This is a genomic window from Nocardia sp. NPDC051981 (genome assembly GCF_040680715.1).
Taxonomy (GTDB): domain Bacteria; phylum Actinomycetota; class Actinomycetes; order Mycobacteriales; family Mycobacteriaceae; genus Nocardia.
Genome location: NZ_JBFAXK010000008.1, coordinates 48551 through 73620, shown reverse-complemented (window position 1 = coordinate 73620; position 25070 = coordinate 48551). Strand labels below are relative to the sequence as shown.

Here is a 25070-nt window from a genome sequence, read left to right as displayed (position 1 = left end):
GATCATCCAGGCGGCATTGTCGGTGTGCACCGGACGCACCAGCTCGGCGGGCGTCAGGCGCGCGCTGGGCAGCGCGGCGAGCCGCGCTGCGGTGGCCGGGTCGTCGAGGACCAGCCAGGCGCAGGTGTCGCGCGGCAGCCGGTCGGCGTACTCGGCGACCGTGATGCCGACGGGCGCACCGGAATCCGACAGCATGAAGCCGATGCGGTCGGCCGGGTAGGTGGGGTCCACGGGCAGGAACGCGGCCCCGGTCTTGGCGACCGCGAACAGCGCCACCACCGAGTCCACCGAGCGCGGCACCGACAGGGCCACGAAATTCTCCGCCCCGACGCCATATTCGATGAGCAGTCGCGCCAGGCGCGAGGACCGCTCATCGAGTTCCCGGTAGCTGATCTGCTCGCCCCGGTACACGAGCGCGGTGGCTGCGGGGTTGAGATCTACTGCCGCGCGCAGGATTTCGGCCAGCGACATCGGTTCCAGCGCGGCTGGGCCGCGGCGGGCCAGGATGGCGCACCGCTCACCGGGCGAGAGCACCTCGACGCTGCCCAGGGTGCGGGCCGGGTCCGCGGTGACGGTGCCCAGCACCCGGCCGAAACGGCGCAGCAGGTCGCGGGCGGTGTCCTCGTCGTAGAGATCGGTGGCGTAGACCAGTTCGACCACCAGGTTGCCGTCGGCGTCGAGGTCCTCGCCGACGGAGAAGGTGAGGTCGAATTTGGCGACGGTGTCGTCGAAATCGACCGGTTCCAGCACCAGGCCGGGCACGGCGTGGGTGCCGTTGTCCAGGTCCAGATAGTTCAGCGACACCGTGAACAGCGGATGCCGGGAGGTCTCGGGGGTCACCCCGAGAGCGCTGACCACCTGCTCGAACGGGACGGCGGCGTGCGCGAAGGCAGCCAGATCCGCCGCCCGGGTCTCGGCCAGCAGTTCGGAGAAAGTGCGGTGCGCGGCCGGTCGGGTCCGCAGCGCAAGGGTATTGACGAACATGCCGACCGCGCGATCCAGCACGGGTTCGTCCCGGCCCAATACCGGTGTGCCGACGGCGATGTCGTCGCTGCCGGACAGTCGTGCCAGCAGCGTGGACAGCGCGGCGTGCAGCACCATGAACGGAGTGGCGTGGTGCCTGCGGGCGATCTCGCGCACCCGTTCACCGATGCCGCCGCCGATGCGGCCGCGCACCACCGCGCCGCGGAATGAGGCGACGGCCGGGCGGGGACGGTCCGCGGGCAGGGTGATCTCGTCGGGGACGCCGGCGAGAGTCGCACGCCAGTAGTCCAATTCGGTCTCGCCGACCGCCTCCAACACCCGGTGTCGCCATAGGGAGTAGTCGGCGTGCTGGACGGGCAGCGGCTCCCACGCGGGCTCGTTCCCGGCGGTGCGGGACAGGTAGGCCAGCACCACGTCGGCCAGCAGCGGGTCGGTGGACGCGCCGTCACCGGCGATGTGGTGCAGCACCGCGACCAGTACGTGGCTGGTCTCGGATTCGCGCAACAGCATGGCGCGCAGCGGCAGTTCGGTGGTGACATCGAAACCGGCGGCGGCGAATTCGTAGAACCGCTCCACCACCGACCCGGTGACGACCTCCATGGGCAGGTCGATGAGGGTGCCCACGGGCAGGATCACCTGGTGGCCCACGCCCTCGGCGTCCATCGGGTAGACGGTGCGCAGCACCTCGTGCCGGGCCATGACATCGGCCATGGCAGCGCGCAGCGCCTCGAAGTCGAGGTCGCCGATGAGCCGCACCGCGAACGGGATGTTGTAGGCGGGCGAGGCCGGATCCAGTCGGTTGAGCAGCCACATACGGGTCTGCGACGGCGACAGGGGGATTCGCGTCGGGCGCTCGACCGCCACCAGCGGCGGCAGCGTGCGCCGGCCCGCACCGGTGACCACCGGGGCCAGCAGGGCCACGGTCGGGGCCTCGAACACCGTGCGTACGCCGAGATCGCAGCCGAAGGCGGCATTGATCCGGGCGACCAGGCGCATGGCCAGCAGCGAGTTGCCGCCGCGTTCGAAGAAGTCGTCGTCCGCTCCGATCGGGTCCGCTCCGCCTCCCCGCGCTTCCCCGAGCAGCTCTCCGATGAGGTCGGCCAGCAGCGTCTCCGCACCGGGGTTCGGGGGCCGGTAAGCCGTCGCCGCGGCAGTGAATTCGACCTTTGGCAGGGCCGCCCGATCGAGCTTGCCGACGCTGGTGCGCGGCATGTCCTCGAGCACCACCAGGTGCGCGGGAACCATGTAGGAGGGCAACCGATCCCGGGCGTGGTCCAGGACGGCCGCAGCGGAAAGGCCGGGCCCGGAAACGTATCCGATCAGGCATTCGGTGCCCGTGCTGTCGCGGTCGAGCAGCACCACGGCATTGGCGACATCGGCGGCCGACAGCAGCGCGGCCTCGATCTCGCCGAGCTCGACGCGCTGGCCGCGCAGCTTCACCTGGAAGTCGTTGCGGCCCAGGTACACCAGGTTCCCGGCGCGGTTCCAGCGCACCAGGTCGCCGGTGCGGTACATGCGCGCGCCGGGCACGCCGAACGGGTCGGCGACGAAGCGTTCGGCGGTGAGCCCGCCGCGCGCCTGGTAGCCGCGCGCCAGCTGGGTGCCCGACAGGTAGAGCTCGCCGATGACGCCGGTCGGGACCGGCCGCAGGCGGGCGTCGAGCACGTAGACGCGGGTGTTCCAGTTGGGCAGGCCGATGGCGACCTCGTAATCCGGGTCGGCATCGGTGAACTCGTGATACACCGCCGAGATGGCCGCCTCGGTGGGGCCGTAGGCGTTGTGCACCGCGCCGGAGACATGGGCGCGCAGCGCGCCCAGCAGTTCGGCGGGCAGTGCCTCACCACCGGTGTGCAGGTGGCGGAACGAGCGCAGTGCCTCGCCGTGGCCCTCCGCGACCAGCGCGGCCAGCACCGACGGCACGTGCTCGGCGATGGTGACGCCGTGCTCGCGCATGCGGGCGGCCAGGTAATCCAGGTCCTGGTGGCCGCCCGGCCTGAGCAGCGCCAGCGGCGCGCCGGTGAGGGCGGGCAGGAAGCACTCCCACACCGAGACGTCGAAGGCCAGCGGCGCACGCTGCATGATGCGGTCGGATTCGGTGACGCCGTAGCGGTTCTCGAGCCAGCGCAGCTGGTTCATGATGGCGCGGTGGCTGGTGCCGACGCCCTTGGGCTTGCCGGTGGAGCCGGAGGTGAACAGCACGTAGGCCAGGTTGTCCGGACGCAGGGCTCGGGCGCGTTCGGTGTCGGCGATCGGGGCGGCCGAGAATCCGGAGGTGTCGGAGTCGGTGACCGACAGGGTCCGGATGCCTTCCAGCTCGGGCAGTTCCGCGCCGTCGACGGTGAGCACCAGGCGGGCGTCGGAGGTGGCGAGCACGTGGGCGAGGCGGTCGGCCGGGTGCTCGGGATCGACCGGGACGTAGGCCGCGCCCGCGTGCACGATGCCGTAGAGGGCGACCATCAGGTCCAGGCCGCGCACCGCGGTGACGCCGACGATGTCGTCAGGGCCGACGCCGTCGCGAATCAGCAGGCGCGCCAGCCGATTCGCGCGCTCGGCGAGTTCCGCCCAGGTCATGGTCGCGCCGTCGAGTTCGACGGCGACCGCGTCGGCCGACAGCTCGGCGCGGCGGTCGAGCAGGTCGGCCAGAGTCTCGCGGGGCAGCGCCCGCGCGGTGGCATTGCGGTCCGACAGCAGCAGGCCGCGTTCGGCCACCGACATGAGCTCCAGTTCCGCCACCGTCGTGCGCGGGTCGGTGACGAGCGCGCGCAGCACCCGCTCGTACCAGGCCAGGAAGTCGCCGATGGTCTCGGCGTCGAAAAGGTCCGCGGCGTAGTGCAGGTGGACGTCGATCCCGGCAGGCGCGCCGTCGGCGTAGTGGTCGCTGAGCGTCCAGTCCTGATCGAACTGGGTGGGCAGCATCCCGGCGTCCAGGCCGCTGATGGCCAGGCCGCGCAGCCGGATATCGGGCTGGGCCAGGTTCTGCATGGTGAAGCCGACCTGGTAGATCGGCGAATGCGACTGGGAGCGCACCGGATTCAGCGCGTCCACCAGCGTCTCGAACGGCACCGCGGCGTGATCGAAGGCGGCCAGGTCGTGCTCGCGCACCTCGGCCAGCACCTCCGCCAGGCCGGCATCCGGCCGCACCCGAGTGCGCAGCACCACGGTGTTGACGAACATGCCGACCAGATCGTCGAGGGCCTCATCGCCGCGCCCGGCGACCGGCGTGCCGACCACGATGTCCGCTTGCCCGGACACCCGCGCCAGCAGTACGGCCAGCGCGGTGTGCAGCACCATGAACGGGGTGACGCGGTGTTCGGCCGCGAATTCCACCACGGCCGTGTGCAGTTCGGCGTCGAGCACGGCGGTCCCGGCCCCGGCCCGGCCGGTGGCCACGGCGGGGCGCGGCCGGTCGATCGGCAGGGCCAGCACATCGGGGGCTCCGGCCAGTTCGCGCTGCCAGAAACGCAGTTGGCGGGCCAGCACCGAGGTCACGTCCTCGGGCTCGCCCAACACGCGGCGCTGCCACAGGGCGTAGTCGGCGTACTGCACGGGCAGCGGCCGCCAGTTCGGCGCGGTGGACGCGCAGCGGGACACGTACGCCTGGGCCAGATCGCGGGTGAGCGGGGTGAGCGACCAGCCGTCGGCGGCGATGTGGTGCAGCACGATCAGCAGCACGTAGGTGTCGGCCTCATCGGTGACGCGCAGCAGCCGGGCGCGCAGCGGCACCTCGGCGGTGACGTCGAAGGCGGTGCGGGCCAAGCCCTCCGCCAGCGCGGGCAGTTCGGCCGCGGCCACCGGCCGCGGTTCCAGGTCCACCAGGTGGGTCCCGGCGGGCAGCACCACCTGACGGCCCACGCCGTCCTGCTCGGGGTAGATGGTGCGCAGCGTCTCGTGCCGGTCGATGAGGTCGTCGACGGCGGCGCGCAGCGCCTCGACGTTCAGCGATCCGGTGAGGCGCAGCGCGAATGGCAGGTTGTAACCGCCGCCAGCGGTGTCGAACCGGTTGAGGAACCACATACGCTGCTGGGCGATGGACATCGGGACCACATCGCCGCGGTCCTGCGGAACCACCGGCGGCAGTGCCGTATTCGCGTCGACCTCGGTGTCGTGGGCGTCGAGCCGGGCGGCCAGGTCGGCCACGGTGGAGGCTTCGAAGACCATGCGCACACCGGCCGCGATGCCGGTGGCCTTGGCGAGGCGCGCCACCAACTGGGTGGCGATGAGCGAATTGCCGCCCAGGGTGAAGAAATCGTCGTCCAGGCCGACCCGCCCGGTGCCGTTCTCCGTCCCGGGGATGCCGAGCACCTCGGCGAAGACGGCGGCCACGATCCGCTCGGTCGCGGTCTGCGGCGAACGGAAGGCGCGGACCTGCGCGGCCGGGGCAGGCAGGGCACGGCGATCCAGTTTCCCGTTGACGGTCAACGGGATTCGGTCCATGACGACAATGGCCGTGGGCACCATGTAGGACGGCAGCGACTCGGCCGCGCCGTCGCGCACGGCGTCCCCGGTGAGCGCGGCACCGTCCTCGGGCACCACGTAGGCCACGATGCGCTGATCGCCGGGCTGGTCCTCGCGCACGATGACCGCGGCCTGCGCCACGCCCGGCTGGGCCAGCACGGCGGACTCGATCTCACCGAGCTCGATGCGGAAGCCGCGCACCTTGACCTGGTCGTCGGCGCGGCCCAGGTATTCCAGCTCACCGAAGCGGTTCCAGCGGGCCACGTCACCGGTGCGGTAGAGGCGACCGCCGGGCGTGCCGAAGGGCGAGGCCACGAAGCGGCCCGCCGACAGCTCGGGGCGCCCCAGGTAGCCGCGCGCCAATTGCCCACCGGCCACGTACATCTCACCCGCGACACCGACCGGCACCGGGTGCAGGCGGTCGTCGAGGACGTACACGCTCAAGCCGGCGATGGCCCGGCCGACGATCGATCCCGTCGCGGCGGCGATGGTGCCGGCGTCGAGGAACCGGGCCGACACGTGCACGGTGGTCTCGGTGATGCCGTACATGTTCACCAGGTACGGCGAGGAATCACCGTGGCGGGCAACCCAATCCGACAGCCGACGTAGTTCGAGCGCCTCGCCGCCGAAGATCACGTAGCGCAACGAGAGGCCCGGCTCGTCGTCGGCCGGTGCGGCGATCCGGTCTGCCTCGGCCAGCTGGTAGAACGCCGACGGGGTCTGGTTGAGCACCGTGACCTGTTCGCGGCGCAGCAGTTCCAGGAACTGCTCGGGCGAGCGAGACACGTAGTAATCGACCACGACCAGCTTGCCGCCGAAGAGCAGCGGACCCCACAGCTCCCACACCGAGAAATCGAAAGCATAGGAGTGGAACAGCGTCCACACATCATCGGGACCGAAGCCGAACTCGCGATCGGTGTTCGCCATCAGCCGCACCACATTCCGATGCGCCACGGCCACGCCCTTGGGGCGGCCGGTGGAACCGGAGGTGTAGATGACGTAGGCGACATGGTCCGGGCGCAACGCCGCCCGGCGGTCGGCATCGGTAACCAGGGCATCGGACATGGTGGGCTCCGCGGCGACGTCCCCGATCAGGACGACCGGAAGTTCCTCCGGCAGTTCGACTTCCACGGCGGTATCGGTCAGCACACCGGTCGGCTTCGCGTCCGAGAGCACGTAGGCGATGCGGTCGGCCGGATAGGTCGGATCGATCGGCACGTAGCCCGCACCGGTCTTGATCACGGCCAGCAGCGCCACCACCAGATCCGCCGAACGCGGCAAGAGCACCGCCACCAACGACTCCGGACCCGCGCCCGCACTGATCAGCCTGCGCGCCAGTACATTCGCGCGCCGATCCAGTTCGCCGTAGGTGATCTCCTCGTCACCGAAGCGCACCGCGACCCGCTCGGCATTCTCCGCCACGGCGGCGTCGAACAGGCTCGACAGCGTCGCCTCCGAGTCGGCGGCGGGCTCGCCCGTCGCCACCCAGGTCTCGACGACCGCGCTTCGCTCCTCGGCGTCGAGCAGGTCGATATCGCCTACGAGCACCGAGGGATCAGCTGCCACCGCGCGCAGCATGCGGTCCCAGCGGACCGCGATCGCGGCGGCGGTCTCGGCGTCGAAAAGCTCATCGGCGTAGCGCAGTACGCCGTCGAGCGCACCCTGCCCGTCGTCGTCGACGACCAGGTGCAGATCGAACTTGGCGGTCGGGTCGGTGAGCGGCACCGGGCTCACGGTGAGTCCCGGCAGGCGCAGGTCCGCCACCCGGCCCTCGCCGCCGCCGAAGCTCAGCATGGTCTGGAACAGCGGATGCGCACCGGTGGTGCGATCGGTGACGAGCTCATCCACGACCTGCTCGAAGGGCAGTTCGGCATTGGCGAAGGCCGCCAGATCGGCGTCCCGTACCCCGGCCAGGACCTCAGTGAACGAATTCGCCGCCGCCACCGTGGTGCGCAGCGCCAGGGTGTTCACGAACATGCCGATGAGGCCGTCCAATTCGCGTTCGCCGCGCCCGCCGACGGGCGTGCCGATCACGATGTCCGTGGAGCCGGTCAGCCTGGCCAGGGTGGCGGCGAAGGCCGCGTGTACCACCATGAACAGGGTCGCGCCCTGCGCTCGGGCCAGCTCGCGCAGGCCGGTGGCCACCTCGGCGGAAATGCTGAAATCGACTGTGCCGCCGGTGTTGCGCGGCTGCGCGGGACGGGGGCGGTCGACCGGCAGCGGCAGCTGGGCGGGGGCCGCGGCCAGCGCGTCGCGCCAGAACTGCAGCTGCTGATGTCCGAGATCGCCGGGCGTGCTGGTGGATCCGAGGACCTCGTGCCGCCACAGGCTGTAATCGGCGTACTGGACCGGCAGCGGCTCCCACTCGGGAGCGACGCCGGCCAGCCGGGCGTGGTAGGCCGACATCAGGTCGCTGACCAACGGGCGCAGTGACAAGGCGTCACCGGCGATATGGTGCACCACCACGACCAGGATGTGCTCGTCGGCGTTCGAGGGGGCGTCGGGGCCGCGATCGACCACGAGCAGCGCGATGCGCGAGGGCAATTCGCGGGTGACGTCGAAGCCGGCCTGCGCGATGGCGGTGACGGCGGCCGTCACCTCGTCCTGCCGCACCGGGACCGGGGTCAGAGTGAGCCCGATATCCGCGGCGTCCAGGACCTGCTGGTAGGGGCCGGTCTCGTCCTCGGGGTACTGGGTGCGCAGCGATTCGTGGCGCGCCAGCACATCCATGACGGCCGTCTCCAGGGCGACCGCGTCGAGGCGGCCGGACAGCCGCAGCACCAGTGGGAGGTTGTAGAGGCTGGGGCCGTCCAGCTCATTCTCGAGCCGGTTGAGGAACCACAGCCGCTGCTGTGCGGGCGAGAGCGGAATCCGCTCGGGCCGCACCCGAGCGGTCAGCGCGGGACGCGGCGCGGTGCTGGACAACCGGCTCACGGCGGCGGCGAACCCGGCCACCGACCCGGCCTCGAACAGCATCCCGACCGGCACCCGCACGCCGAGTTCCGCGCCGGTGCGGGCGGCAACCTGGGTGGCCAGCAGCGAGCTGCCGCCGAGGGCGAAGAAGTCGTCATCCAGACCGACCCGGTCGAGGCCGAGCACCTCGGCGAAGACGCGGGCCACCACCCGCTGCGCGGCGTCCACCGGGGCGCGGAAGCGCTTGGCGGCCAGGGCCGGAACGGGCAGCGCCGCGCGGTTCAGCTTGCCGCTGGTGCCCAATGGAAACTCGGTGAGCTCCACGATGGCGGTCGGCACCATGTAAGGCGGCAGCAGCGCGGTCAGCCGCTCCCGCAGCGCCTCGGTGCCGATCTCCGCTTCCTCCGCGGCGATCACGTATCCGGCCAGGTAGTCGCCGGTGTCGGCGGTGATCAGCCGGACGGCGGCCTGCGCCACCTCCGGCGCGGTGAGCAGCGCGCTCTCGATATCGGCCAGTTCGATGCGCTGACCGCGGAACTTGATCTGGAAGTCGATGCGGCCCAGGTAGGCCAGTTCGCCGTCACGGGTCCACTTCACCAGGTCGCCGGTGCGGTACATGCGCGCGCCGGGATCGCCGAAGGGGTTGGCCACGAAGCGATCCGAGGTGAGGTCGGCGCGATCGTAGTAACCGCGTGCCAATTGCACACCGGCCAGGTACAACTCGCCGGGCACCCCGATCGGCACCGGGCGCAGCCGCGCGTCCAGCACGTAGACCTGGGTGTTCCACTCGGGCTCGCCCATGGGCACCGCCGGGGCGAGCTCGTCGGCCTCGCGGTAGGTGACGGTGATGGCGGCCTCGGTCGGGCCGTAGAGGTTGTGCAGGGTCGCGTCGGAGACGGCCCGGAAGGCCGCAACCGTCTCGGCCGGGAACGCCTCACCGGCGACGAAAACGTCACGCAGCGAATCCAATTCGCCCGGCTCGGCGTGCGCGGCGAATACCGACAGCATCGAGGGCACGAAGTCGGTCAGCGTGACGCCCCGTGCGGCAATGGTTTCCGCCAGGTAGCGGGCATCGCGGTGGCCGTCCGGGGTGGCCAGCACCAGCGTCGCGCCGACCCGCAGCGGCAGGAAGTAGCCCCACAGCGAGACGTCGAAGGTGCTGGGCGTCTTCTGGAGGTAGACATCCGACCGGCTGATGCCGTATTCGGCCTGCATCCAGGCCATCTGGTTGGCGATGGCGCGGTGGCTCACGGCCACACCCTTGGGGGTGCCGGTGGAGCCGGAGGTGAACAGCACGTAGGCCGGGTGCTCGGGGTGGACGGGGGCGCGGCGCTCGCGGTCGCCGATCTTGCCCGCCGCGAAGCCGGACAGGTCGGCCTCGTCCACGCGTAGCACCGGGGCGGCGTCGGTGTGGAAGGCGTCGACGACGGTGGTGAGCACCAGCGCCGGGCGTGCGGTGTCCAGCACGGTGGCGATGCGCTCGGCCGGATGGCTCGGATCGATCGGCACGTAGGCGGCCCCGGCGCGCAGCACGGCATACATGGCCACCACCAGCTCGACCGAGCGCGCCATGGCCAGCACCACCAGCGACTCCGGGCCCACGCCCGCTGCGATGAGCCGGCGAGCCAGGCGGTTGGCGCGCTCGGAAAGCTCGGCGTAGGTGAGGTTTTCGTCACCGGAGACCAGGGCGACGGCGGCCGGGCTGCGCTGCGCCTGGGCGTCGAAACCGGCGTGCAGCAGGGTGTCGGCGACCTTCGCGCCGGTGGCGTTCCAGCTGCCCAGCACGTAATCGAGCTCACCGGCGTCCAGCAGCTCGATATCGCCGACGGCGCGTTCGGCGTCCGCGGTGGCCGCGCTCAGCAGGCGCAGGAACTTGGCGGCGAACTCCGCGACCGTGCCCTCGTCGAAAAGGTCTGTGGCATAGGTGAAGTCGACCCGGTAGCCCGCATCCTCGTCGGTGACTTCGAGGTTCAGATCGAATTTGGCGACGGCCTGGTCGAATTCGACCAGCTCGGCGGACATGCCCGGCAGCGTGAGCGCCGGAATGCCCTGGTTCTGCATGAACAGCGCCACCTGGAACAGCGGGTGTCGGTTGCGGGCGCGCACCGGGTTGAGCACCTCCACCAGGCGCTCGAAGGGCACCTCGCGGTGGGCGAAGGCGCGCAGGTCGCGATCGCGGGCGTGGTCCACCAGCTCGGCGAAGGACCGGTCGCCGCGCACCTCGGTGCGTAGCACCAGGGTGTTGACGAACATGCCGATCAGGTCGTCGAGAGCGGCCTCACCACGCCCGGCGACCGGGGTGCCGATGGCGATGTCGGTGGTGGCGGACAGCCGCGACAGCAGCGCGGCCAGGGCGGCGTGCAGCACCATGAACGGCGTGGCCTGGCGGCTCGCGGCCACCGCCTCGACGGCGGCGCGCAGCTCGGCCGGGACCGAGGTGCGGTAGGTCGCGCCGCGGTAGCTCGACACCGCCGGGCGGGGCCGGTCGGCGGGCAGGTCCAGCTGCGCCGGGAGCTCGGCGAGTTCGGCGGTCCAGAAGGCGATCTCGCGGGCCGCGGTGGACTCCGGGTCCGCCTCGTCGCCCAGCACCGCGCGCTGCCACAGCGCGTAGTCGGCGTACTGCACCGCCAGCGGCTGCCAGCCGGGCAGCATCCCGGCCTCACGCGCCGCGTAGGCGACCACCAGGTCGCGCACCAGCGGGCCCAGTGAGAACCCGTCGGCGGCGATGTGGTGCACCACCAGCACCAGAGCGTGGTCGTCCGCGCCCAGGCGCAGCAGCCGCAGCCGCAGCGGGACTCGTGTGGCGACGTCGAAACCGCGTGCGGCCGCGGCGATCACGGCCCGCAACAGCTCTCGCTCGTCCGTCTCGACCGGGGTGAGATCCAGCTCGGCGAGGCCGGATTCCCCTGCCGCGCCGATCATCTGAACCGGGCCGCCGGTGGTCTGCGGGTAGTGGGTGCGCAGAATCTCGTGCCGGTCGACCAGGTCGGCGACCGCCGCACGCAGAGCGGTGACATCGAGGCTGCCGCGCAGGCGCAGGGCCGCGACCACATTGTCCACGGCGGCAGGATCGAAATCGGCCGTGCCCGAACCGTCCTGCGCCAACTGGTTGAGGAACCACATGCGCTGCTGCGCGGGCGACAGCGGCAGCGCCTCGGGCCGCGCGCCGGACGCCAGCACCGGCACGGAACCCGTACCGGCAGTGGCATTCTCGGCCAGCGCGGCGAGCGCCGCCACGGTGGGCCGGTCGAAGAAGTCACGCACGTCCACGACGACGCCCAGCGATTCGCGGATCCGGGCGATGGCGCGGGTGGCGACCAGGGAATTGCCGCCCAGCATGAAGAAGTCGTCGTCGGCGCCGATCCGCTCGACACCGAGCAGGTCGGCGAAGGCCACCGCCACCGCCCGCTCGGCAGGGGTCGCGGGCTCACGGTAGCCGGCGGCCTGGTCCGCGTACACCGGTTCGGGCAGTGCCCGCCGATCCAGCTTGCCGTGCGCGCTCACCGGCATCTCCGGCAGCGACACCAGCAGCGAGGGCACCATATAGCCGGGCACATGCGCGTGGGCGGCGGAAAGCACCGCGGTGGCGTCGATCTCGGCACCGCGGGCGGGCACCACATAGCCGACCAGCGCCTGCTCACCGGTCGCCCGGGTGTGCAGCACGACGACCGCCTGCGCGACGGTCTCGTCGCGCAGCAGCGCGGCCTCCACCTCCCCGAGCTCGATGCGCTGGCCGCGCAGCTTGACCTGGAAGTCACTGCGGCCCAGGTACTCCAGTTCGGTGGGACCGCCATCGATCCCGGCCACCCAGCGCACCAGGTCACCGGTGCGGTACATGCGATCGCCGGCCGGCCCCTCCGGGTTGGCCACGAACCGTTCCGCGGTCAATCCCGGACGGTTGAAATAGCCTCGGGCCAACTGACTTCCGCCCAGATAGAGCTCACCCACGACACCCGGCGGCACCGGGCGCAGATCCTCGTCGAGCACCAGCAGTTCGACATCGTCTCCGGGCATGCCCAGCGGCACCGAATCGACGTCCGCGGCGGTCACCTCGTGGGTGGTGACCATGATGACGGCCTCGGTCGGACCGTAGATGTTGTACAGGGTCGCGCCGTTGACGCTGCGGAAGCCAGCGGCGGTGGCGGCGGGCAGGGCCTCGCCGCCGGCGATGATGAAGCGCAGCGAGTCGCTGAGCCCCTCGGGATCGGCCTCGGCCGCGGCGATGAGCACCGACAGCATGGACGGCACGAAGAAGCCCGCGGTGATCTGCGCGTCGCGCATGGTGCGGAGCAGATAGTCGGTGTCGCGGTGGCCCTCGGGCTCCGCGATCACCAGCCGGGCGCCATTCTGCAGGGGCAGGAAGATCTCCCACATCGAGACGTCGAAGGTGAAGGGAGTCTTGAACAGCATGATGTCCGTGGATGACAACGTCATCAGCCGCTGCTGCCAGTGGAACACCGACTGGATCGCCTGGTGCGTGATGGCCACACCCTTGGGGCGGCCGGTGGAGCCGGAGGTGAACAGCAGGCAGGCGAGGTTGTCATTGCCCGGCTGCGCCAGCCGCGGGTCGTCGGCCGGGGATGGCACCCGGGCCGGGTCGGCGGCCAATTCCCTTGCGGTGGCCTCGAATTCGTCGATCCGCAGCACCGGCACGCCGCCGTCGAAATCGGGCTGGTCGGCGGTGGTGGTGAGCAGCAGCGCGGGCGCGGACACCTCGAGCACGTAGCTGATGCGATCGGACGGGTGATCCGGGTCGATGGGCAGGTACGCGCCGCCCGCCTCCAGGATCGCGTACATGCCGACCAGCATTTCGAAGGAACGCCGGGCCGCGATGGCCACCAGCACGTCCGGGCCCACACCCAGGTCGCGCAGGTGCCGCGCCAGCACTGTGACCCGCGCCGCGAACTGCGCGTAGGTCAGCCGCTCGCCCCGGAACTCCAGGGCGACCGCGTCCGGGGTGAGCCGGACCTGGCGGCGGAACTGCGTGGTCAGCGTCTCGACCGGGGCCAGATTCGGTTCCAGCACATCGGAAGCGGCGACGATGGCGTCATCGATGAGCGCCTCCAGCACCGCGGTCAGCTCGCCGGCCTGGCCGTCCATGAGCGCGGGCAGCTGCCCGGACACCACGACCTGGATCAGCGCCTCCGGTTCCAGCGCGCCGCCCATGGCCTCGGCCAGCACGGCCAGCTCGGTGGCCAGCGCACCGTAGGCGACGGTGTCGCCGGCGTACCGCAGGGCCACGCGCTCGGGGTCCAGCTCGGCCACGACCGCTATGAGGTTCGGTAGATCGCCGACGCCATAGGCTCGGCGCAGGACCGCGAAACGGCCGGTCCGGCTGACAGCGATCGACTCCGCATAGTGCATCAGAGGATTCCTTCCGACGAGCTTTCCGAGCTCCGGACCAGGGTCTGCGTCTGGTCGGCCAGCGTGCTCAGAACTTGTCCGAGACCGGCCCCGCCGAGGGCGGTCAGGATGCCGGGCACCAATCCGGCCAGTGCGACGTTCACCAGGGCTTCCGGTTTGGCGGCGGCGCCCATCGCCCGGGCGGTGGCGCCGATCTTGTCGGCGAAGGCCCGGTAGGTGACGGTGCGATCGCCGTGCTCGAACGCGATCGCCTCAGGGGCGATCACGGCCGCGGCGGCGATCAGGGTGGGCAGGTCGGCCGGGGCATGCCCGGCCGAATCTCCCTCGGGCAAGGCGGATCCGGTCGCGGTCGCACCCGCGCGACCGATCCGCTCGGCATCGACACGAATGTCGATGGTGCGCACCTGGACGGTCGCGTCCGCGACCACGGCGCGCAGGACCAGCAGCAGCCGCTGCGCCAGCAGCCGCACGGTGTGTTCCCCGAAAATATCGGTGGCGTAACCGAATCGCATGCTCAGGCCGGTGACCCGGCCGCCGTCGTCGCGGCGCTCGACGACGGTGAGCTGGAGGTCGAACTTGGCCTCCTCGAGATCCGCCTCCAGCGCCTCGACCACCAGGCCCGGCAACTCCACCGCGCCCGCCGCGATGTTCTGGAAGGCGAACATGACCTGGAAAAGCGGGGTCACCGCGGCCGAACGCGCGCGGCCGGTAGCGGCCGAGACCGCCTCCACCACCCGTTCGAAGGGCACCTCGGCGTGGGCGAAGGCCGCCAGATCGCGGTCGCGCACCTGGCGCAGCAGCTCCTGGAAGGACAGCTTGCCGTCCACCTCGGTGCGCAGCACCACGGTATTGACGAACATGCCGATCAGGTCGTCCAAGGCCCGTTCCCCGCGACCCGCGACCGGGACGCCGACCGAGATGTCGCGCTGGCCGGACAGTTTGGCCAGCAGCACCGTGAAAGCGGCGTGCACGACTCCGAACAGGGTGGCCCCGTGTTCGCGGCCCAGCCCGCTCAGGCGCTCGGTGGTGTCCTGGTCCACCTCGAATTCGACCGTCGCGCCCCGCATATCGCGGCGGGCCGGTCGCGGCCGATCGGTGGGCAGTGTCAATTGCTCGGGCGCGGAGGCCAATTCGTCGACCCAGAAGCGGAGCTGACGCGATATCAGGCTCTCCGCCACGGTGTCCGAGCCGAGCAGCTCGCGCTGCCAGGCCGCGTAATCGCCGTACTGCACCTCGAGCGGCAACCAGCCGGGTGCCTGGTCCGCGGCCCGGGAGGTGTAGGCCAGCACCAGGTCCCGGGTCAGCGGGACCACCGAGTAGCCGTCGGCGCTGATGTGGTGCACCACCACGACCAGCACGTGCTCGTGCGGGGTCAGCCGGAACAGCCGCATCCGCACTGGCGGGGCGGCGGTGACGTCGAAGCCGCCGGCCACCACCTCGGCCACCCGATCGTGAATCTCGCTCTGCGATACAGCGATCGGGGAGAGACCGGCGTCGAGCTCATCGGGACCGAACACCAGCTGCACCGGCTCGCCGTTCTTCTCCGGATAGCTGGTGCGCAGGATCTCGTGGCGCTCCAGCACATCCCGCAGCGCGGCGTTGAGCGCGGGCACGTCCAGATCACCGGTGAGGCGGATAGCGGCGGGGACGTTGTAGGCCCCCGACTCCGGATGCAGCCGGTTGAGCACCCACATGCGCTGCTGGGCCAGCGAAACCGGGGCCGGACCGGTGTCGGTCCGGCGGACCAGGGCGGGCCGGAACTCGGCCGGATCCGCGGTGTCCAGCCAGCGCGCCAGCTCGCCCACCGTCGGGGCCTCGAAGATCGCGGCCACCGGGACCCGCAGGCCCCGGTCCGAGCCCAGCCGCGCGGCCAGCCGCGTCGCCATGAGCGAATTGCCGCCCAGGGCGAAGAAATCGGTGTCCAGTCCGACGGTCCCGGTCTCGGTGAGTCCGACTACCTCGGCGAAGCCCGCCGCAACGGCGAGTTCGAGCTCGGTGACCGGCGCGCGGTACTCGGCGACGGTGAACACCGGCGCGGGCAGCAGCGCGCGATCGACCTTGCCGTTGGCATTGAGCGGCAGGGCATCCAGCACGGTGATCGTCGCCGGGACCATGTACTTGGGCAGCTCCACGGCCAGCGCCGAACGCAGGGTCGCGGCGATCTCGACGCGGCGATCGAGGTCGGCGTCCGGTACGGCGGCGTATGCCACCAGCCGGGCGCCCGCGTCGGCGGCGGTGTGCGCCACGGCCACCGCGGCGGTCACGCCGGGCTGCCGCCGCAGGGCGGTCTCGACCTCACCGAGCTCGATGCGGAAGCCGCCGATCTTGACCTGGAAGTCGGCGCGCTCGACGTATTCCAGGGTGCCGTCGGCCAGCCAGCGCACGATATCGCCGGTGCGGTACATGCGGCCGGGTGAGAACGGGTCGGCCACGAAGCGATCGGCGGTCAGCGCCGCCCGGCCGTGGTAGCCGCGCGCCAGCTGGTCGCCGGACAGGTACAGCTCGCCGGGCACGCCGACCGGGACCGGCGACAGGCGGCCGTCGAGCACATACACCCGGCTGTTCCAGGCGGGCGCGCCGATCGGCACGGCCAGCCGGTGCCGCTCCCGCACCTCGAACGCGGTGATGGACACCGCGGCCTCCGTAGGGCCGTAGAGGTTGAAAAGCCTTGCGCCACCGGCACTCCGCTCCAGGAACTCGCCGGCGGTGGCGGCGGGCAGCGCCTCGCCGATGGCCAGCACGGCCCGCACCGAGGCGGGCAGGTCGCCGCCGGTGAGCAGCATGCCCAGCAGTGACGGCACCGGGTGCAGCACTGTCACACCGCGGTTCGCGATGATGGCGCGCAGCCGATCGGGGTCGCGCTCGTCACCGGCGGCGGTCACCACCAGACTGCCGCCGCTGGTCAGCGGCGACCAGAACTCCCACACCGACAGGTCGAAGGTGGCGGGCGTCTTCAGCAGGGCACGGTCACCCGCGCCCAGCTCGAAAGTGGCTCGCAGCCAGTGCAACTGGTTGACGATTGCGGCATGCGCGACCGTCACGCCCTTCGGCCGTCCGGTGGAGCCGGAGGTGAAGATGACGTAGGCCGGGTGCTGCGGGCGCAGCGGGCGCACCCGCTCGGCGTCGGTGATCGGCGCGGCCGAGAAGCCGCCCAGGTCGAGTCGATCGATCTCCAGCACCGGCGCCTCGGTCACGAAGGACACACCATCGGCGGCCGTGGTGAGAACCGCCGCGGGAGCGACGGTCTCGACGATGTAGGCGATGCGGTCGGTCGGGTGATCCGGGTCGACCGGCACGTACGCGCCGCCCGCCTTGACCACCGCGTACATGGCCACCACCAGCTCGATACCGCGCCGCATGGCCAGCACCACGCCGGTCTCCGGGCCGACGCCCGCGGCGATGAGCCGCCGTGCCAGACGATTGACCCGGGCGTCGAATTCGGCATAGCCGAGCTCGATCCCGGTGTGCGCGTCCAGCAGTGCCACCGCGCCGGGATCGCGCGCGACCTGCGCGTCGACCAGGTCCACCAGCGTGCCGGGGGCGACCGGGTGGGCGGTGGCGTTCCAGTCCACCAGCATCCGCTGCCGCAGCTCCGGACCCAGCAGATCGATATCGCCGATCACCCGATCCGGTTTCGCCGCAACGGCTTCCAGCACCCGGGTCAGTGCCGCCAGGAACTCGCGGGCGGTGGCCTCGGTGAACAGATCGGTGGCGTAGGTGAGAGCCAGGTCCAGTCCCGCGGGCGCGCCGGAGTCGAGGTAGCGGTCCCAGGCGTACAGGTGCAGGTCGAATTGCGCTATGTGGGTATCGAATTCGACCACCGACACCGTCAGCTCGGGCAGCACCAGCTCGGCCTGCTCGAAGTTCTGGAAGGACAGGCCCACCTGGAACAGCGGGTGCCGGGCCTGCGAACGCACCGGGTTCAGCACCTCGACCAGGCGCTCGAAGGGCACGTCGGCGTGCGAGAAGGCGGCGATGTCACCGGCCCGCACCCGGCCCAGCAGCTCGGTGAACGGCGCGCCGGAATCCACCCGGGTGCGCAGCGCCAGCGTGTTGACGAACATGCCGATCACGTCGTCGAGACCGCTGTCGCCGCGACCCGCGATCGGGGTGCCCACCGCGAGGTCGGCCACGCCGGACAGGCGCGACAGCAGCGCACTGTAGGCCGCGTGCACCACCATGAACAGGGTCGCGCCCTGGGCGCGGCCCAATTCGGTGAGCCCGGCGTGCAATTCGGCGTCCAGGCTCAGCTTCAGCTGGCGGCCGCGCAGGCTCTGCCGCGCTGGACGCGGAAAGTCGGTGGGCAGGTCCAGCTGGTCGGGCAGCCCGGCCAGGGTCTCGCGCCAGTACCCGAGTTGCGCCGCCGCCACCGAGGTCTCGTCGTCATCGGAGCCGAGCAGTGCGTGCTGCCACAGCGCGTAGTCCGCGTACTGCACGCTCAGCGGAGCCCACGCCGGGGCGGCGCCCGCGCGCCGGGCGTCATAGGCCACCATCAGATCCCGGACGAACGGGACCACCGAGGATCCGTCGGCCGAAATATGGTGCAGCACACCGGCGAGCACGTGTTCGCCGGTGAACTCGCCCGCAGCGTCCACCAGGCGCAGCAGCTCCACCCGGATCGGCACCTCGACGGTCACGTCGAAGACGGTGTTCAGGACTTCCGGAATCCGCACGGCCAGTTCGGATTCGGTGACCTCGATCGCCTTCAGGCCGGCATATGCCTGCGCCACCGGCAGGATCACCTGGACCGGGCCGTCGGCGGTCTCGGGGTAGACGGTGCGCAGCGCCTCGTGCCGGTCCAGCACGTCACCCAGCGCGTCGGAGAGCCCGGACGTGTCCAGCTCGCCCGAGAGCCGCAGCGCCACCGGCAGGTTATAGGCGGTGGACTCGCGGTCGAAGCGGTTGATGAACCACATGCGCCGCTGAGCGGGCGAGAGCGGCAGCGAGTCCGGCCGCTCCCCCGCCACCAGCGCGGGACGCCGGGTCTCGCCGGTACCCGCGAGCACACGCGCGGCCAGCCCGGCCACCGTCGGTTCCTCGAACAGCAGGCGCACCCCGACCGTCGCGTTCAGCAGGGCACCGACGCGCGCCGCCGCCTTGGTCGCCAGCAGCGAACTGCCGCCCAGCGCGAAGAAGTCGTCGTCGGCCCCGACCCGTTCCACCCCGAGCAGGTCGGCGAAGACCCCCGCCACCACCTCCTCGGCCATGGTGCTCGGCCGCCGGTAGCCGGCCGACTCGAACTTCGGTGCGGGCAGGGCGTTTCGGTCCAGCTTGCCGTTGGCGGTGACCGGGAACTCGTCGAGCACCACGAAAGCGGCGGGCACCATGTACGAGGCCAACCGGCCCGCCAGGCCCGCGCGGACCGCCGCCGGATCCAACGGCTCGCCCTGCGACACCAGGTAGGCGACCAGCTGCTCACCGCGGGCCGGGTCAGTGTGCAGCAGCACCACCGACTGGCGCACGCCGGGCAGCTCGGTCAGCGCGGCCTCGATCTCGCCGAGCTCGATGCGGAACCCGCGCAGCTTCACCTGGAAGTCGTTGCGCCCCAGATACTGCACGTCACCGGCCGCGCCCCAGCGGACCAGATCGCCGGTGCGATACATGCGTTCACCCGGGATCCAGGGGCAGGCCACGAAGCGGTCGGCGGTGAGGCCGGGCCGCCCTCGATAGCCGCGCGCCAGCTGGTCACCACCCACGTACAGCTCGCCCGGCACGCCGATCGGGACCGGGCGCAGCCGCTCGTCGAGCACCCACTCCCGCACACCCGACATCGGGCCGCCGATGGAGACCGGGCCCTGGGCCGGCAGCGGCGCGCTGGCGTTCACGATGATGGTGGTCTCGGTCGGGCCGTAGGCGTCGACGAAGACCCGATCGGCACCGGCCCAGCGCCGCAACAGCTCCGGCGGACAGGCCTCGCCGCCGACCACCACCACGCGCACGTCCGGCACCTCGGCCGGGTCGATGGTGCCCAGCGCGGACGGGGTGATGATGATGTGCGTGACCCGGTGCGACCGGATCACCGCGGCCAGTTCGGGGCCGACCGACGCCTCGGGCGGCGCGACCACCAGGGTCGCACCCGAGTTCGCGGCGAGCAGCAGCTCCGCCACCGAGATGTCGAACGACGGCGAAGCGACCTGCAACACGCGCGCGTCCGGCTCGGCGAAGTAGTTGCGGGTCTGCTCGGCCGCGAGCGCCCAGACACCCTTGTGCGCGAGCAGCACGCCCTTGGGCCGACCGGTCGAACCCGAGGTGTAGATGGTGTACGCGAGGTTGCCGGGGTGCACCGGACGCAGCAGCGTCACCGCGTCCACGGCCTCGCCTGACGGCGTCGCGAAATCGTCGAGCAGCAACCAGGACAGCGAATCCGGCAGTCCGGCGCGGATAGAGGCGATGGTCAGACCGACCACGGCTCCCGAGTCCGCCACCATGTACTCCATGCGGTCGGCCGGGTAGGCGGGATCCAGGGGCATCCAGCCCGCGCCGGTCTTGATGACCGACCAGATCGCCAGCACCGTCTCCAGCGTGCGCGGCATCCCGATGGCTACCAGGTCCTCCGGACCCACGCCGCGCTCGATCAGCATGCGCGCCACCCGATTCGAGGCGGCGTCCAACTCTCGATAGGTCAGCTCGCGCGCACCGTCGACCACCGCGATCACATCCGGGCGGGTGGCCACCGCGGCCGCGAGCATGCCCGGCAGGGTCACGCCGGTCGGGGCCGGGCCGCCGGAACGCGTGGTCAGATCGGCGTATTCATGCTCGGAGAGGACCGAGATCGCGTCCAACCCGGCGGCAGGATCCGCGGTGACCGCGGTCAGCAAGCGCACGAAACGGTCGGAAAGGGCGTCAATGGTGGCGGGGTCGAACAGATCCGCCGCGAACTCGAACTCGGCGGTAATCCCCGCCGGCGCCGGACCTTCCCCAGGACCGGCACCGGCGAAGCTTTCGGTGACCACGACCGAGAGGTCGAACTTGGTCACTCCGGTTTCCAGGGTACCCGTCGTGGCAAGTAGTCCAGGCAGTTCGACACCGGTCGGTCCGGGGGCGGCGAACGACAGCAACACCTGGAACAGCGGATGGCGGGCCTGCGAGCGTGGCGGATTCAGCGATTCGACCAGGGTCTCGAACGGCGCGTCCGCGTGCGCGAAGGCGGCCAGGTCGACCTCGCGCACCCGGTGCAGGAAGTCCCGGAAGCTCGCCGCTTCGTCGATCTCGGTGCGCAGCGGCACGGTATTGACGAACATGCCGATCAGGTCGTCGAGTTCACGCAGACCGCGGCCACCCACCGGGGTGCCGATGACGATGTCCGATTCACCGGACATCCGCGACAGCAGCAGGGCCATGGCGGCGTGCACCAGCATGAAGGTCGAAACACCCTCGGCCCGAGCGGTTTCGGTGACCCGGACGTGCAGTTCGGCGGGCCAGTCGAAGACCCGCTTGCCGCCGCGGCCGCTGGCCACCGCCGGACGCGGACGGTCGCCCGCCAGCTCCAGCAGATCCGGCGCACCGGCCAGGGTCCGCCGCCAGAACTCCAGCTGACCGGCAAGCAGCGAGGCCGGGTCGTCGACCGCACCCAGGCGATCGCGTTGCCACACCGTGTAATCGGCGTACTGCACCGGCAGCTCCGACCAGGTCGGCGCGCCGCCGGCCAGCCGCTCGGTGTAGGCCCGCATCAGGTCGCGTGCCAGCACCGGCAGCGACAGACCGTCGGCGGCGATGTGGTGCAGCACCATGACCAGGGCGTACTCGTCCTGCACACCGGCGGTGAAAACCTGTGCGCGGAAAGGGATCTCGTCAACGAGATCGAAGCCGCGCGCGGCGATGGCCGCCAGGCGCGCGGTGAGTTCGGCCTCGTCGGCAACCGTCTCGTGGGTCACCTGGACATCCAGCTCGGCCACCGGGATCACCCGCTGGTAGGCCGAACCGTCCTCGGTCACCGGGAAGACCGTGCGCAGCGCCTCGTGCCGGGTCAGCACATCGGTCACCGCGGCGCGCAGCGTCGGCAGATCCGCGGACTCACCGCGCAGCCGCACCACGAACGGCATGTTGTAGTTCGCGGCGGTGACGTCGAAGCGATTGAGGAACCAGATGCGCTGCTGGGCCGGGGACAGCGGGACCAGGACCGGACGGTTCGCGCCCAGCGCCACCGGTCGGGCCGCCGCGGAATCGGCGTCGGCGTCCAGGAATTGGGCGTCGATGACCGCGGCCAGCTCGGCGACGCTGGTCGCGGTGAACAGCTCGCGCAGGGTCAGCCGGCAGCCCAGCTCGTCATTGAGGCGCGCCGCCACCTGGGTCGCGATCAGGCTGTTGCCGCCGAGCGCGAAGAAATCATCGGTGCGGCCCACCTGTTCGATGCCGAGCGTCTCGCCCAGTACCCGCGCCACCGCCTGCTCGACCACCGAGCGCGGCGCCTCGTAGCGGTGGGCCATCCGCACCGGCTCGGGCAATGCGGCCCGATCCAGCTTGCCGGAGGTGTTGACCGGCAGTTCGTCCATGAGCACGTAGGCGGTGGGCACCATGTACGCGGGCAGCGCCCGCATGGCCGCGGCCTTGAGCCGGGTCTCGTCCAGCTCGGCGCTGGGCACCACGTAGGCGACCAGCTGGTCGTCGCGCACGATCACCACGGCGCGGGCGACCTCGGGCAGCTCACCCAGCACCGTCTCGATCTCGCCGAGCTCGATGCGCAGACCACGCAGCTTCACCTGGAAGTCGGTGCGGCCCAGGTACTCCAGCTCGCCGCTGTCGGTCCACCGCACCAGATCGCCGGTGCGGTACAGCCGGCCACCGACCTCCGCGCTGTACGGGTCCGCGACGAAGCGTCCCGCGGTCAGACCGGGTTGCGCCAGGTAACCCCGGGCGAGCTGAACCCCCGACAGATACAGCTCGCCCGGGGCGCCCACGGGAACCGGCCGCAGTCGTGCGTCGAGCACGTACAGCCGGGTGTTGAACACCGGCGCGCCGATCGGCACGAATTCGGTGTCCGCGGCCGTCACCTCATGGAAGGTGACCTCGACCGCAGCTTCGGTGGGGCCGTAGAGATTGTGCAGCGCCGCGCCCGAGAGCATCCGCAGCCGATGCGCCGTCGCGGCCGACAGCGCCTCGCCCGAGGTGAAGACCATCCGCAGCGAGGACAGCGCGCGATCGGCGACACCGGGCTCGGCCTCCAGCCCGGCCACGAACACCTCCAGCATGGAGGGCACGAAATGCGTGACGGTGACCCGGTTCTCGGCGATCACCGATCGCAGGTAGGCCGGATCCCGATGCCCGTCCGGCTGCGCCAGCACCAGCGTCGCACCGATCTGCAACGGCCACATGAACTCCCACACCGACACGTCGAAGGTCGCGGGGGTCTTCTGCAGCACCACATCGTCCGGGGTCAGGCCGTAGGTCTCCTGACCGAAGACCATGCGGTTCACCACCGAGGCGTGGCTCACCGCCACACCCTTCGGGCGACCGGTCGAACCCGAGGTGAAGATGACGTAGGCGGCATTGGCGGGCCGCAGCGGAGCCAGGCGATCGGCGTCGGTCAGCGGCGCGCCCGAGAAGCCGGACAGCTCCAGCTCGTTCAGGTTCAGCGCGTCGATGGCGGCGTCGGGCAGATCCCGGGTCGACGCGAGCACCAGCGCGGGCTGCGCGCTGGCGAGAATGTGGCCGGTGCGCTCGACCGGATGATCCGGATCCAGCGGCACGTACGCGCCACCCGCGGCCTGCACCGCGTACATGGCGATCACCAGTTCCGGGGACCGGCGCAGATGCAGCGCGACCCGCGTCTCGGGGCCGATGCCACGCGAGATCAGATAGCGCGCAAGACGATTCACCCGATCGGCGAGTTCGGCATAGGTCAGGTCCGGGGTGCCGGCGAAGCGCAGTGCGGTCGCGTGCGGCGTCCGCGCGGCCTGCGCCGCGAACATCGACACCAGGGTGGCCTCCGCTACCGGGTGCGCGGTGTTGTTCCAGGTCCGCAGCACCGTCTCGCGCTCCGCGGCGGTGGCCACCTCGACACCCGCGAGCGGCGTCGCCGGATCCAGTTCCACCAGTCGCTCCAGCAAATCCAGGAAGCGGGCGTGGTGGGCGCGAATCTCACTGTCGCTGTAGAGGTTCGGGTTCACTTCGATGTTCAGGTGCACCCGGTCGTTGTCGCCGTAGAAGACATTGAGGTTCATGTCCTCGATGGGCGCGGACGACAGCGGGTGCAGCCGCGCGGTGACATCGCCGAACTCGATCCGGTTGTGGAACAACATGATGTTGACCGCCGGACCGAACAGGCTGCGCAGCGGCGGATTGCCCTCACGCTCGGCATCCCGGTGGATGTCCTCCTGCCGGTAGCGCTGATGCCGCAGCGCGCCGGAGAGCTCGACGCGGGTGGCGTGCAGCAGTTCGGCCCAGGTGGTCTCGGCCCGGACCGACATGTGCATCGGCACGATATTGGCCAGCATGCCCACCGAATTGCGCAGCATGGCGGTGGTGCGCGCGGCCACCGGCAGGCTGATGCCCACCTCGTCCTTGCCGGTCATCCGGGACAGGTACACCGCGAAGGCCGCCACCAGCACCACCGGCAGACCGGAATCGTGCTGGACGCCGACCTCGTGCATGCGCTCCTGCAGGCCCTCGGGCAGCGCCGAACCGAACAGGCGGTTGAGGGCGGCGTGCGGCGCGGGACGCGCGTTGAGCGTGGTGGTGCCGCCCAGGCGACGGGTGCGCTCGATCCAGTACTCGCGGTCGGACTGGAAGCGGGTGCTGTCGCGGTACTCCAGCTCGGACTGCACAACCTCTTGCAGCGCACCGACTTTCACCGTCGCGGGCTGCTCACCCCGGGACAGCGCGGTGTAGCGCTTGGCCGACCACTGCATGACGTTCATGGCGGCGTAGCCGTCGCCCACGATGTGGTGCGCCCGCACGAACCAGAACCAGCGGCGGTCGGCGATGCGAATGATGGTGGGAGCGAACAGCACATCGGTCAGGACGTCCACCGGGCGGACCACTTCGGCGAGCATCCATTCCCGGGCCGCCGCAACGGGATCCGGCTCGGCGCGCAGGTCCAGGAAGGTAGTCGGGTCCGCGTCCGCGTCGAGGTCGAAGTACTGGTGCGGGCGGCCATCGATCTCGGCGAATCGCAGCTGGGAGGTGCGCCAGATCGCGACGCCCTCGCGGTTCACCCGGGCCAGCAGGTCCAGGTCCCAGTCGCCCTCGATATCAACGTACTGCGCCATATTGATCGGCACGTCCGGCTCCAGGAGCTGGGCGTACCAGACGCCCACCTGCCCTGGTCCGAGCGGGAACGGGGCCCCCCGGCCCTTCGATTCGTTCGACCCCGATACGTCGCACGACTCGACACCACCCAACTCCGTACCCTGCAC

General features: G+C 71.1%; 2 protein-coding genes (1 of these 2 cut by a window edge). Both read right to left on the bottom strand.

All coding sequences use genetic code 11. The features are described 5' to 3' along the window. On the bottom strand, positions 1-13716 hold the 5' portion of the coding sequence (locus AB0L60_RS16930) for a non-ribosomal peptide synthase/polyketide synthase (protein WP_364614145.1). The gene continues 5322 nt to the left of window position 1, outside the view; only the first 13716 of its 19038 coding nucleotides appear in the window; its start codon is at positions 13714-13716; the stop codon falls past the left edge of the window. Further along, the gene (locus AB0L60_RS16925) at positions 13716-25070 is read right to left on the bottom strand and encodes an amino acid adenylation domain-containing protein (protein WP_364614142.1); all 11355 of its coding nucleotides are present in this window, start codon (positions 25068-25070) and stop codon (positions 13716-13718) included. Before AB0L60_RS16925 ends, AB0L60_RS16930 begins: the two co-directional genes overlap by 1 nt.